We start from the raw sequence: 13293 nt of genomic DNA, 5'->3' as shown, positions 1-13293 counted from the left end.
GAGGAGGTCCTCGACCCGCCACGAGCGGGGGCCACGCGCCGACGCGCGACGTGGTGCACGGTGCCCGGCGGAGCAGGTCCGCCACCGGTGACGACGGGTCACGGCCGAAGCCGTCGACACCCCGGAGCGCAGCACCCTTGTCCCATCATCACAAGGAGTCCTAGGTGAGAAACGTGCTCTGGAGAGCCCCGCGCGCAACGATGCGCACGGTCGCGGCCGTCGCCGCTACCGCGGTGGCGCTCCCACTGTCCATGGCGACCGGGGCGGCGGCGTTCGCTGCCACCCCCGGTGCCGCCCAGTCCGCCACCACGTCCGTCGTGGTGCCCCAGGAGGCCGCCGCGGCCCCCTTCGACGCGCTGATCTTCTCCAAGACCGCCGGGTTCCGGCACGACGCGATCCCGGCAGGCATCGCCGCGATCGAGAAGCTCGGGACCGAGAACGGCTTCACGGTCGACGTCACCGAGGACGCGGCCGCCTTCAACGACGAGAACCTCGCGCAGTACGAGGTCGTGATCTGGCTCTCGACGACCGGGGACGTGCTCAACACCGAGCAGCAGGCCTCGTTCGAGCGGTACATCGCGAACGGCGGCGGCTACGCCGGCGTGCACGCGGCGTCCGACACCGAGTACGACTGGTCCTGGTACGGCGGCCTCGTGGGCGCCTACTTCTCGGGGCACCCGCAGAACCAGGACGCCACGATCAAGGTCGAGGACGGCGTCCACCCCTCGACCGCTCACCTGCCGTCCCGCTGGGACCGCCACGACGAGTGGTACAACTTCCGCACGAGCCCGCGCGACACGGTCCACGTGCTCGCGAGCCTCGACGAGACCTCCTACGACGCGGGCAGCGCGAAGATGGGGTCGGACCACCCGATCGCGTGGTGCCAGACCTACGAGGGCGGCCGCTCCTGGTACACCGGCGGCGGGCACACCCAGGCCAGCTACACCGAGCCGGGATTCGTCGAGCACCTGCTGGGCGGCATCCAGACCGCCGCGGGCGTCGTCGACTCGGACTGCAACGCGACCCAGAGCGCGAGCTTCGAGCGCGTCGCGCTCGACGAGGACACGAGCAACCCCATGATGCTCGACGTCGCGCCCGACGGCACGGTGTTCTACGCCGAGCGTGACGGACGGGTCCGTCGCATCGACCACGACGCCAACGTCACGACGACGGCGCTCAGCCTCAACGTGACGCAGGCCAACGAGGACGGGCTGCTGGGCCTGGTGCTCGACCCGGACTTCGCGACGAACGGCTGGCTCTACGCCTACTGGTCGCCCGCGAACGTGGGGTCGGACGGCCCGCACAACCGGATCTCGCGCTACACCTACGACACCGCGTCGAGGACGTTCGACCCCACGAGCGAGAAGAAGCTCCTGACCGTGACCACGCAGCGCGACACGTGCTGCCACGCGGGCGGAGACATGATCTTCGACGAGGACGGCAACCTGATCCTCGCGACGGGTGACAACACCAACCCGTTCGAGTCCGGCGGCTTCACGCCGACCGACGAGCGTCCCGGCCGCAAGAACTTCGACGCCCAGGGCTCCTCGGCGAACTCGAACGACCTGCGCGGCAAGGTCCTGCGCATCACGCCCGAGGACGACGGCACGTACTCGATCCCCGAGGGCAACATGTTCGCCCCGGGCACGGACAAGACGCGGCCCGAGATCTACGCCATGGGCTTCCGCAACCCGTTCCGCATCGGTATCGACAACGCGTCCGGGAACGTCCTGGTCGGCGACTACGGTCCTGACTCGGGTACGGCCGACCCCAACCGCGGTCCTCGCGGCGCGGTCGAGTGGAACGTCGTGAGCGAGCCGGGCTTCTACGGCTGGCCGTACTGCACGGGCGCCAACACGTCGTACGTCGACTACAACTTCGCGACCGGCCAGTCCGGTGCGTCGTTCGACTGCGCGGCGGGCACGACCAACGACTCGCCCAACAACACGGGCATCCAGAAGCTCCCGGCCGCCATCGCCGCCGAGATCTGGTACACCGGCGCGGCCAACCCGCAGTTCCCCGAGATCGGCGGCGGCGGTGCGCCCATGGGCGGCCCGGTCTACGAGTTCGACCCCGAGCTCGACTCCGACGTGAAGTGGCCCGCGTACTGGGACGGCAAGGCGCTGTTCGGCGAGTGGAACCACGGCACGATGTTCTCGATCCAGCTCGACGGCGAGAAGCGTGACCAGATCGTCGACATCAACCGGATCATGCCGGGCGTGCTCGACCCGTCCAACGGGTTCGACCGTCCGATGGACTTCGACTTCGGGCCCGACGGCGCGCTGTACGTGATCGACTGGGGCTCCGGCTTCGGCGGCAACAACGACTCGAGCGCGGTCTACAAGGTCAACTACGTCCAGGGCGACCCCTCGCCGATCGCTCACGCCCGTGCGGACGTGACGAGCGGTGCGGCCCCCCTGACGGTCCAGTTCTCCTCCGAGGGGACGCGTCACCCGTCGGGCGACCCGATCGCCCTCCAGTGGACGTTCGGCGACGGCTCCGCGCCCTCGACCGAGGCGAACCCGACCCACACCTACACCGAGAACGGCTCCTACACGGCCCAGCTCACCGCGACCGACAGCAACGGCAAGTTCGCCGTCGCCAACGTCACGGTGGTCGTCGGCAACCAGGCGCCCACGGTGAAGATCGAGTTCCCGGACAACGGCGGGTTCTTCGAGTGGGGCGACCAGGTCCGCTACCGGATCACGGTCGAGGACCCCGACGGCGACGTCGACTGCTCGTCGGTCGCGCTGCGCACCTCGCTCGGACACGACTCGCACGCTCACCCCATGGAGGAGCTGTACGGCTGCGAGGGGGTCCTCCAGACCGCCCGCGACGAGGGTCACGGCATCGAGTCGAACATCTTCTGGGTCATCGAGGGCTCCTACACCGACGACGGCGGCGAGGCCGGCGTGCCCCTCACGGGCAACGCGCTCCAGGTCCTCCAGCCCAAGCGGGTCCAGTCGGAGTTCTACACCTCGACGGGTCGCGAGACCTCGATCGGGACCAGCGGCACCCCTGGCGTCCAGAAGGAGACCACCTCGGACTCCGCGGGGGGCGGTCAGAACCTGGGCTACATCGAGCCCGGTGACTGGTGGGCGCACGAGCCGGTGAGCCTGACGAACGTCGAGGCCATCAGCCTGCGCGTCGCCTCGCCCAACGCGAACGGCGTGGTCTCGCTGCGCTGGGACGCGCCGGACGGCCCCGAGGTCGGACGGATCACCGTGCCGAACACGGGGGACTGGCAGGTCTACCGCGACGTCTCGACGCCGCTCACGAACGTGCCGGAAGGCAGCGGGACGCTCTACTTCGTCCTGCTCTCGGGCGGCATCAACGTCAACTGGATGGACATCGACGGCCGCGGCGTCACGGACAACATCCGTCCCGACGTCGAGCTCGACGTGCCCACCCTGGTCGGCTCGGCCCCGCTGACGGTCACCGCGACCGCGACGGGCTCCGACCCCGACGGCGAGGCCTCCGACCTGGTCTACGCGTGGGACGACGGGCTGGGCGGCGGGTTCGTCGACGGCGGCCCCGAGTTCTCGCACACGTACACCGCGGCGGGCACCTACCGTCTGCAGGTCCGCGTGACCGACGCGGGCGGCGCCTACACGGTCAAGTACGTGAACATCAAGGTCAACGAGTCCGGTCCGGTCATGTGCTTCTCGGGCCGCTCGGACGACTTCACGGGCACCGCGGTGGACGAGGACCGCTGGTCCACGATCATCCGTCGGGACCAGAAGCTCGCGGTCGCGGACGGTCACCTGGTGATCCCCGCGAGCAAGGCGGACTTCTACGGCCAGGGCGAGGGACCGGTGTCCAACATCGTCCTGCAGGACCTGCCCTCGGGTCCGTGGACGGCGACCACCAAGGTCACCTTCCCGGCACGCGCGCAGTACCAGCAGGCCGGTCTGCTCCTGTGGGGCGACGGGGACAACTACGCCAAGATGGTCATCCAGGGCCGCGGGACCGGGGCCAACCCGAACTCGCGCGTCTTCCAGTTCATCCGCGAGGAGAACGGCGCGCCGAACGAGGTCGCGGCGTCCAACGTGAACATCACGACGGACTTCCCGGACACGTTCTACGTGCGCTACACGAGCGACGGGTCGAACCTGCGGGCGTACTACTCGGCCGACGGCCTGGACTTCACGGCCATGTCGGAGACCAAGTCGCTGCACGGGCTCGTGAACCCGAAGATCGGGCTCGTCGCGTTCGCGAACGACGGTTCCGTCCCGGACGTGGTCGACGCGAAGTTCGACTGGTTCCACATCACGCCGGACGACACGGCCACCGCGGCCGGGCCGGACGACGAGTTCGAGGGCACGTCGCTCGACGGCTGCCGCTGGAGCTCCGTGGTCCGTCCTGACGCGTCGGGCCTCCGGGTGGCCGGTGGCAAGCTCGAGATCGACACGACCCCGACGGACATCTTCGGTACGGGCAACACCGACGTGCCGAACATCGTCCTGCAGGACCAGCCGGCAGGTGACTGGACCGTCGAGACCAAGGTCGACGGCTCGACGTTCGACCAGCAGTACCAGCAGGGTGGTCTGATCCTCTACGGCGACGACGACAACTACGTCAAGCTGGACTTCATCACGAAGAACCAGCCCGGCGCGGCGATCGACCGCGGGATCGAGATGCGCAGCGAGGCCGGCTCGACCGTCCTCAACCCGCAGCCCAACGTCAACAGCCTGACGCAGGGTGTCTGGTGGCTGCGCATGGCCAAGGTGGGCACGACCTACACGGGTTCGTACAGCGCCGACGGCGTGACCTGGACCGAGATCACCCAGAAGGTGACCAACCCCGGTCTGGCGGACGCGAAGATCGGTCTCTACGCCCTCGGGGCGGGCCAGAAGGCCTCCGCGACCGCGACGTTCGAGTACTTCCGCGTCGTGGGACCCCAGGCCGAGCCGCTCACGGTGAGCGGGTCGCTCGACCCGGCCTCGCCGTCGGGCGCGAACGGCTGGTGGACCGGTCCGGTGACCGTCACGGTCGCCACCACGGGCGGTGCGGCGGGCCAGCAGGTCTACCGCGAGTACCAGCTCGACGGCGGAGCGTGGGCCGAGTACACGGCCCCCGTGGTCGTGGACGCACCGGGTGAGCACACGATCAAGGTGCGGGCCTCGGCCGGCACCGAGAACGTGACGGGCGCCGACGTGGCGGTCAAGATCGACGGCGACGGACCGACCGCGGCGGCGACGCTGCGCGAGGACCGCACGGTGGAGATCACGGCCACGGACGACGTCTCGGGGATCGCGTCGGTCGAGTACTCGCTCGACGGCACGACCTGGGTCGCGTACGAGGCACCGGTCGCCGTCGGCGACGCCGCGGCGACCCTCGCCTACCGGGCCACGGACGCGGCCGGGAACGTCACGGCCTCCTCGCTCGAGGTGCCGGCAGGTGAGCTGGTCCCCGCGACCGTCACGGCCGCACCGAAGTGCGTGGCGAACCGGGTGACGCTCGGCGTCACCGCGGTCAACACGGGCGACGCCCCGGTCACGATCGTGGTGCGCTCGGCCTACGGCACCAAGACCTTCACGGGCGTGGCGGCGGGCAAGTCCGCCCACCAGTCGTTCGCGACCCGTGCAGCGTCGATCGAGGCCGGTCAGGTCACCGTCACGGTGACCGACGCCGAGGGGAGGACCAGCACGTACACGATCGACCACGCCGCGGCGAGCTGCGGCTGACCGATCACCGGTGGGGCCGCGGTGAACCGCGGCCCCACCGCCCCTGACGGGCGGGCTGAGGAGCCTCGACCGACGTGTGGCGTCGACGACCCTTCGGCCGGGACGTCGGCACCATGGCCGAGGCTCGTCAGCACGTCTGGCACTTCCGCGTCGACGACGAGGAGGTGCCGGCTCCCGGCACCGGAACCCGGTGCTCCGGCTGGTGCCGGGAGCCACCTACCGTACGACCAGCACCACCCGCAGGACCAGCACCACCGCGCGGCCCGCCGGGCCGCGCAGCCCGACGCACGACCCCTTTCTTTCACGACGAGGTGATGAGCGACATGACTCAGCAGGCGAACCGGAGCTCCGGTCCCGACCGGACGCGTACCCCACGCCCCCGCCCCTTCTCGCACGCGCTGCGTGCGGTCCTGGCAGGGGCCGTCCTGCTGCTCGCCTCGGTGCTCGGCGCAGCCCCCGCGAGCGCCCACGGCGGGGAGATCATCCTGTCGATCGGCGGCGACGGTGCCGGCGGGGTGTCGGTCAACGTGACGTACAAGACCGACGGGCACCCCGTCGAGGAGATCGTCGACGTCATGGTCACCGCGGTCTCCGCGGAGGGCACCGAGGTCGGCCCGATCCAGCTCTCCTCGGCCTCCGAGGGCGTCGGCTGGTACACGTCCGCCCCGGACGTCCTGGGCGAGGGCAACTGGACCGTGACCGCGACGACCACGACGCCCGTCGCGACGACCGCGACGACGCAGATCGACGTGGTCCCCCCGGCGGCCCCGCCCGCTCCCGCGGAGGACGCCGGTGCGGAGGCGGACGCCGCCGGCCAGGGCGACGAGGCCTCGGCGACGAGCGAGGACGACGGGACCGGTGTCCCGACGACCGCGATCGTCGTCGGTGCGGTCGTGCTGCTCGCTGCCGCCGGAGCCGTGCTGGTGCTCCGCCGTCGGGCCACGGCTGCCGAGCGCCCCTGAACCCAGGCGCGGCGGTGACCACCGAGCACGCCGCACCACAGCCCACCACAGCGCACCCGGGTGCACGCCGCACCAGGGCGCACCCGCAGCACGACGGAACGAAGGAGATACCGACATGGCACGACCGATCACCCTCTTCACCGGCCAGTGGGCCGACCTGCCCTTCGAGGAGGTCGTACGCCTCGCGTCCGGCTGGGGCTACGACGGTCTGGAGATCGCCTGCTGGGGCGACCACCTGGACCCCTGGCGCTGGGACGACGACGAGTACGTCGCGGGCAAGCTCGCGCTGCTCGAGGCGCACGGGCTCAAGGTCTACGCCATCTCGAACCACCTCAAGGGACAGGCGGTGTGCGACGACCCGATCGACCAGCGTCACCGCGACATCCTCTCGGACCGGGTGTGGGGCGACGGTGACCCCGAGGGCGTGCGTCAGCGCGCGGCCGAGGAGATGAAGAACACGGCGCGTCTCGCGGCGAAGCTGGGCGTCAAGACGGTCGTCGGCTTCACGGGGTCCTCGATCTGGAAGTACGTGGCGATGTTCCCGCCGGCGTCGCAGGCCATGATCGACGCGGGCTACCAGGACTTCGCGGACCGCTGGAACCCGATCCTCGACGTGTTCGACGAGGTCGGGGTCCGCTTCGCGCACGAGGTCCACCCGAGCGAGATCGCGTACGACTACTGGACGACGGTCCGCACGCTCGAGGCGATCGGCCACCGCGAGGCCTTCGGCCTGAACTGGGACCCGAGCCACATGGTCTGGCAGGACCTGGACCCGGTGGGGTTCCTCTGGGACTTCCAGGACCGGATCTACCACGTGGACTGCAAGGACACCAAGAAGCGCATGCACAACGGCCGCAACGGCCGTCTGGGCTCGCACCTGGCCTGGGCCGACCCGCGTCGTGGGTGGGACTTCATCTCGACGGGCCACGGGGACGTCCCGTGGGAGGACAGCTTCCGGATGCTCAACAGCATCGGGTACGACGGTCCGATCTCGGTCGAGTGGGAGGACGCGGGCATGGACCGCCTCGTGGGCGCGCCCGAGGCCCTGGCGTTCGTCAAGCAGTACGCGTTCGAGGCTCCCGAGGCGGCGTTCGACGCGGCGTTCTCGACCAAGGAGTAGGCGGGAGCAGGCAGGAGCAGGCAGGAGCAAGCAGCACGCGAGCACCGGAAGGGCGTCCTCCCCACCAGGGAGGGCGCCCTTCCGGCGTGCCCGGGACGAGGCCCGGCAACCGGGCAGGGCACGTCCGAGCACGCTGTGCGTCACGGTTCCACCGCACGACAGTAGGCCTCGGCAATTGTTTAACCGATGGAGTTACCTAACGGTGACATCTAACATTCGGCTTTTGCTTGACGCTCGACATAAGTCGCCCTACGGTATGGGACATGCGAGCCGAAGAAGTCGCGCGGGACCACGGGGCTGTCAGCGCCCCCACCACCAGGACGGAGCCGTCCTCCCTGAACGGCCGTGCCGTCGTGGACGCCGCGACCACCCCAGTTCTTGTCCACCCCGCGAGCGACCTGCTCCCGAGCCGACTGCCCGCCGCGGGCTACCGCGCAGGGATCATCGGGACCGGGTTCATCGGCGAGGTCCACGCCCGCGCGATCCGCACGGCCGGGGGAGACCTCGTCTCGGTCGCCGGCATCGACGCACCGGGGGCGCGAGAGGCCGCCGCCGACCTCGGGGCGCTGGGGTACGCGGCCACGTCGCAGGAGCTCATCGACGACCCGGACATCGACGTGGTGCACATCTGCACCCCCAACTTCCTGCACGTCCCGCTCGCCACGGCAGCGCTGGCCGCGGGCAAGCACGTGGTGTGCGAGAAGCCCCTCGCGATGGACCTCGAGGGCGCGGTAGCGCTCGCCGGTCTCGCCGAGGAGGCCGCAGCCGCGGACGGCCGCGTCGCCGTCGTGCCCTTCGCCTACCGCTTCCACCCCATGGTCCGCGAGGCTCGCGCCCGGGTCCGCAGCGGCGCGGTCGGCACCATCAGCCTCGTGCACGGCTCCTACCTCCAGGACTGGCTCCTGCGGGCCAGCGACGACAACTGGCGCGTCGACCCCGCGCTCGGCGGCGCGAGCCGCGCGTTCGGGGACATCGGCTCGCACTTCTGCGACCTCCTCGAGTTCACGACGGGCCAGCGCATCGTGCGGCTCGTCGCGCAGACCGCGACGATCAACGCCGAGCGCACGGGCGCCGACGGGCGCCCTGCCGCGGTCCGCACCGAGGACGCCGTGACCCTGCAGTACGAGACCGACGGCGGGGCGCTCGGCTCGGCGGTCATCAGCCAGGTCTCGGCCGGCCGCAAGAACCGGCTCTACCTCGAGATCTCGGGCTCCGAGTCGACGCTCGCGTTCGACCAGGAGGGTCCCGAGACCCTCTGGGAGGGGCGCCGGGACACGAGCCGCCTGCTCATCCGCAACCCCGAGGCCCTCTCGCCCGAGGCTGCCCGCTACTCCCGGCTCCCCGCGGGACACCCGCAGGGTTACCAGGACTGCTTCAACGCCCTCGTCGGCGACACCGCGGCGGCCATCAACGGGCAGACGCCCGACGGGCTGCCCACGTTCGCCGACGGGCTCCGGGCCGCGCACCTCGCCGAGGCCGTCGCCCGATCCGCACGCACCGGCACCTGGGTGGAGGTAGGAGCATGACCGCATCGACGGCAGCGGGAGGCGCGAGCGCCACGGGCGCGCCCATCCTGCAGCTGCGGGGCATCGGCAAGGTCTTCTTCGGCAACTCGGTCCTGCGCGGCATCGACCTCGACGTGCGGCCCGGTGAGGTCCACGCGCTCGTCGGGGAGAACGGCGCCGGCAAGTCCACGCTCATGAAGATCATCGCCGGGGTCCACAAGCCCGACTCGGGCACCATGGAGCTCGACGGGAAGCCCGTCGCGTTCGCCTCGCCGCTCGCGGCCCAGGCCGCCGGCGTCTCGACCGTCTTCCAGGAGTTCAACCTCCTGCCCGAGCGCACGGTCGCCGAGAACGTCTACCTCGGCCGGGAGCCCCGCCGGCTCGGGATCGTCGACGCCGGGCGCATGGCCCGCGACACCGACGCCCTGCTCGCGGACCTCGGCCTGCACGGCCTCGCGTCCTGGATGCGGGTCGGCTCGCTGTCCGTGGCCGAGCAGCAGATCGTGGAGATCGTCAAGGCCGTCTCCTACGACGCGCGCATCATCTCGATGGACGAGCCCACGGCCGCGCTCGCCGACCAGGAGGTCGAGCTCCTCTACGCGCTCGTCGAGCAGCTGAGGGCGCGCGGCGTCGCGATCCTCTACGTCTCGCACCGGCTCAAGGAGATCTTCGACCTCTGCGACACCATCACGGTGCTCAAGGACGGCGACTTCGTGCTGACGACCGCGACGGCCGACATCACCCCGGACCGCCTGGTGCGGACCATGGTCGGGCGCGAGTTCGCGGGCTACTACCCGGACAAGGACCCCGGCACGGTGCCCGGCGCGGTCAAGCTCGCGCTCGAGGGTGCGGGCAACACCCAGGTCGACGGGATCGACCTCGAGGTCCGTGCGGGCGAGATCGTCGCGCTCGCGGGCCTCCAGGGCAGCGGCCGCACCGAGATCGCGCACGGCGTGTTCGGCGTCGCCCCCTTCACGCGCGGCACGATCCTGCTCGACGGCAAGCCCGTCACGGTCTCCTCGGCCCGCGAGGCGGTCCGCAAGGGCCTGGCGCTCGTGACCGAGGACCGCAAGGCCGAGGGGCTCGCGCTCGAGCAGTCGATCTCCGCGAACGCACGGCTCGTGCTCGACTCCGTGACCCCGGGGTCCTCCGACCGCCGCGCCAAGGCGATCCCCGGCATCCTCTCGTCGCTCGACCTGGTCTCGCGCTCCAAGGACGCCGAGGTGCAGTACCTCTCGGGTGGCAACCAGCAGAAGGTCGTCCTCGCCAAGTGGCTCGTGACCGACCCCTCGGTGATCGTGCTCGACGAGCCCACGCGAGGGATCGACGTCGGCGCCAAGCGTGCGGTCTACGACCTCATGCGGACCCTCACGGCTCGCGGGGTCGCGATCCTGCTCATCTCCTCGGAGCTCCCCGAGGTCGTCGCCATGGCCGACCGCATCCTCGTGATGCGCGACGGCCGCCTGGCCGGGGAGCTTCCCGCGGGCAGCGACGAGGAGACCATCATGGCGATGGCCACCGGGGCGGGGGACACCTCGGAGCACGTCGAGGTCGACCTCTCCGCCCTCGACGTACCCGTGGGCAACGCAGCCCGCGCACCCCAGTCCGTGCTGCCCGGCGGCGAGCCAGCCTCCCCCCGGCACGCGCAGCGCGACACCACCCAGGAGGACCAATGAGCACCGCGGTGAGCACCGCCTCGCCCTCGACGGGGAGCGCGAAGTCGACCTCCGGCCCGCGCCGGCGCCGGCTCGGCTCGACGGGGATCGTCTACCTCGCCCTCGTCGGGATCCTCGTGATCTCGGCAGGACTGGTCGCGGCCCAGGGCGGCAACTTCTTCAGCCAGGGCAACCTGTTCTACCTGCTGTCGCAGACGAGCCTGCTGGGCTTCGTCGCGATCGGGCAGACGTTCGTGATCCTCTGCAAGTCGCTCGACCTGTCGGTCGGCTACGTCGTGGCCTGGTCGTCGCTCGTCGCCGCCACGACCATGGCCGGTGACCCGTCGCGCATCTGGCTCGGCGTGGTCGCGGCCCTCGCGGTCGCCGCGGGAGTCGGCCTGGTCAACGGCCTGGTGATCTCCAAGCTCCGCGTGAACTCGTTCATCGCGACGCTCGGCGTCGGCCTCATCATCAAGGGCTACCTCGACACCCAGTACAAGGGCCCGTCGGGCGAGATCCCCAAGGCGTTCCAGTCCTTCGGCTACACGCGCATCGGCCCGGTGCCGATCTCGGTCATCGTGCTCGCGGTCGTCATGGTGCTCGGTGTGGTCCTGCTGACCCGCACCCGCCCCGGCTATCACATGTTCGCGGTCGGCGGGAACATCGACGTCGCCCGGCTCTCGGGCATCCGCACCGACCGGTCGATCATCCTGGCCCACGTCCTGTGCTCGCTGTGCGCGGGCGTCGCCGGTCTCCTCATCGCGGCTCGCTTCGGCACGGGCAACGCGCTGGTCTACACCTACGGCTACGACCTCAACTCGATCGCGGCCGTCGTGCTCGGCGGGACCCTGCTCATGGGTGGGCGCGGCTCGATCATGGGCACGATCGCGGGTGTCCTGATCCTCGCCTCGCTCGACACGGTGTTCAACGTCCTCGACGTCAGCCCGTTCTTCAAGGACGTCCTGCGCGGCGCGATCATCATCGCCGCGGTCGCGATGTACGCCCGTCGTCAGATCGACCCCGCGAGCAGCAGGGCGAGGTTCCGGGCACTGGCCCAGTCCGTCCGTCCTGGCGGCGCGCGGGGCGGGCAGGCCCCTCCGGGCTCCACGTCCACGTCCGCCCCGTCCACGTCCACCTCGTCCGGCAAGGAGGCCACCCGATGAGCGCGAGCACGTCCGCGACCACGCCGAGCGGCACCGGCGCGTCCGGCGCACCGCAGCCGGGGTCTTCGCCCAGCGGCTTCTCCCGCCTGGTGCAGCGCGCCACGTCGGGCAGCTCCTGGACCGTCTACGCCCTGCTGATCGTCGTCTTCGTCGCGATCCTCGTGATGAACCCGTCGTTCGGCGAGCCCATGTCGCTCATGGCCTTCCTCAAGAAGGCGGCGCCGCTGATCGTCCTGGCGATCGGCCAGTACTTCGTGATCGTCTCCGGGGAGTTCGACCTCTCGGTGGGCTCGCTCGTGGGGGCGCAGGTCGTCATCGCGGCCAAGCTCATCGACGGCGAGGAGTCCATGACCTGGCCCGTGATCGGGTTGATGGTCCTCTTCGGCCTGGGGATCGGGCTGATCAACGGTCTGATCGTCACGTTGCTCAAGGTCCCGTCGTTCATCACGACGCTCGGCATGATGCTCGTCCTCTACGGGGCGATCCGCCTCTGGACCGGTGGGGCACCCACGGGCTCCCTGACCGAGGGCTTCCGCCAGTGGGGGCGCGGCGGGTTCCCGGACACGCCCGGTCAGTTCCAGGTGCCGTACGCGGTGCTCATCACGCTCGTCCTCGGCGTCGTCGCCGTGATCGTCATGCGTCGCCCGTACGGTCGCACGCTGGTCGCGACCGGCGACAACGACGTGGCGGCCTCCTACTCGGGCGCCTCGGTCTGGTGGGTGCGCACGCGTGCCTTCCTGTTCTCGGGCTTCATGGCCACGGTCGCGGGCATCCTCATCGGCGGCTACGCCGGTGTGACGGCCCAGGTCGGCGAGGGGCTCGAGTTCATGGCGATCACGGCGGTCGTCCTGGGCGGCGTGGTGCTGGGTGGCGGCCGTGGGTCGGTCGTCGCGGCCATGGCCGGCGCGCTGACCCTCGAGGCGCTGTTCACGCTCTTCAACCAGCTCAGCCTGCCGTCGACGATCCGCCCCGCGGTCCAGGGCGTGATCATCATCGCGGCCGTGGCCTATGCCGCGATGCCGCGCAAGTCCAAGGCAGCGTCTCCGAGCGCCCCGACCACCCCGGCAGGGGTCCCCGAACCCACCGTCCCCAAGGAGCCCCAGCCAGCAGCGCCCTAGTCCTCCGGTCACCCCCCGGAACGCCACACAGATCCGTCCCCGACAGGCCGTCGCACCCGCTGCGACGGCAGGACAAAGAAGTC

7 protein-coding genes are annotated in these 13293 nt (G+C 70.7%); all 7 read left to right on the top strand.

What is annotated here, in order from left to right; translation table 11 throughout:
- Window positions 1-164 precede the first annotated feature (164 nt).
- The 7 genes from ACIPWA_RS04900 (at window position 165) to ACIPWA_RS04870 (ending at window position 13210) form a co-directional block, all read left to right on the top strand.
- Entirely contained in the window at window positions 165-5687 is a 5523-nt protein-coding gene (locus ACIPWA_RS04900; protein ID WP_400288518.1) for a ThuA domain-containing protein, read from the top strand.
- A gap of 314 nt (window positions 5688-6001) precedes the next feature.
- Window positions 6002-6649, top strand: coding sequence for a hypothetical protein (locus tag ACIPWA_RS04895; protein ID WP_400288516.1), 648 nt, complete (start codon window positions 6002-6004; stop codon window positions 6647-6649).
- 115 nt (window positions 6650-6764) lie between these two features.
- Entirely contained in the window at window positions 6765-7769 is a 1005-nt protein-coding gene (locus ACIPWA_RS04890; RefSeq protein WP_354509176.1) for a sugar phosphate isomerase/epimerase family protein, read from the top strand.
- 263 nt (window positions 7770-8032) lie between these two features.
- A complete protein-coding gene (locus tag ACIPWA_RS04885) occupies window positions 8033-9295 on the top strand; it encodes a Gfo/Idh/MocA family protein (RefSeq protein WP_400288515.1) in 1263 nt (420 codons plus the stop codon).
- Window positions 9292-10950 carry a sugar ABC transporter ATP-binding protein gene (locus ACIPWA_RS04880; RefSeq protein WP_082848791.1) on the top strand — a complete coding sequence of 553 codons (1659 nt, stop codon included), beginning with the start codon at window positions 9292-9294 and terminating at the stop codon, window positions 10948-10950. Before ACIPWA_RS04885 ends, ACIPWA_RS04880 begins: the two co-directional genes overlap by 4 nt.
- Window positions 10947-12092 carry an ABC transporter permease gene (locus ACIPWA_RS04875; RefSeq protein ID WP_082608495.1) on the top strand — a complete coding sequence of 382 codons (1146 nt, stop codon included), beginning with the start codon at window positions 10947-10949 and terminating at the stop codon, window positions 12090-12092. The genes ACIPWA_RS04880 and ACIPWA_RS04875 overlap by 4 nt, the downstream gene beginning before the upstream one ends.
- A complete protein-coding gene (locus ACIPWA_RS04870; protein ID WP_068626319.1) occupies window positions 12089-13210 on the top strand; it encodes an ABC transporter permease in 1122 nt (373 codons plus the stop codon). Before ACIPWA_RS04875 ends, ACIPWA_RS04870 begins: the two co-directional genes overlap by 4 nt.
- Window positions 13211-13293: the final 83 nt, after the last annotated feature.

It is taken from the genome of Oerskovia enterophila (assembly GCF_044748475.1).
Taxonomy (GTDB): domain Bacteria; phylum Actinomycetota; class Actinomycetes; order Actinomycetales; family Cellulomonadaceae; genus Oerskovia; species Oerskovia enterophila.
The sequence above is the reverse complement of the archived record's forward strand: the minus strand, read 5'-3'. Positions and strand labels throughout refer to the sequence as shown.

Excerpts from the sequence above, each read along its gene's own strand:
- ACIPWA_RS04895 (WP_400288516.1), top strand. The coding sequence starts at position 6,002 with ATGAGCGACATGACTCAGCAGGCGAACCGGAGCTCCGGTCCCGACCGG.
- ACIPWA_RS04890 (WP_354509176.1), top strand. The coding sequence starts at position 6,765 with ATGGCACGACCGATCACCCTCTTCACCGGCCAGTGGGCCGACCTGCCC.
- ACIPWA_RS04885 (WP_400288515.1), top strand. The coding sequence starts at position 8,033 with ATGCGAGCCGAAGAAGTCGCGCGGGACCACGGGGCTGTCAGCGCCCCC.
- ACIPWA_RS04880 (WP_082848791.1), top strand. The coding sequence starts at position 9,292 with ATGACCGCATCGACGGCAGCGGGAGGCGCGAGCGCCACGGGCGCGCCC.
- ACIPWA_RS04875 (WP_082608495.1), top strand. The coding sequence starts at position 10,947 with ATGAGCACCGCGGTGAGCACCGCCTCGCCCTCGACGGGGAGCGCGAAG.
- ACIPWA_RS04870 (WP_068626319.1), top strand. The coding sequence starts at position 12,089 with ATGAGCGCGAGCACGTCCGCGACCACGCCGAGCGGCACCGGCGCGTCC.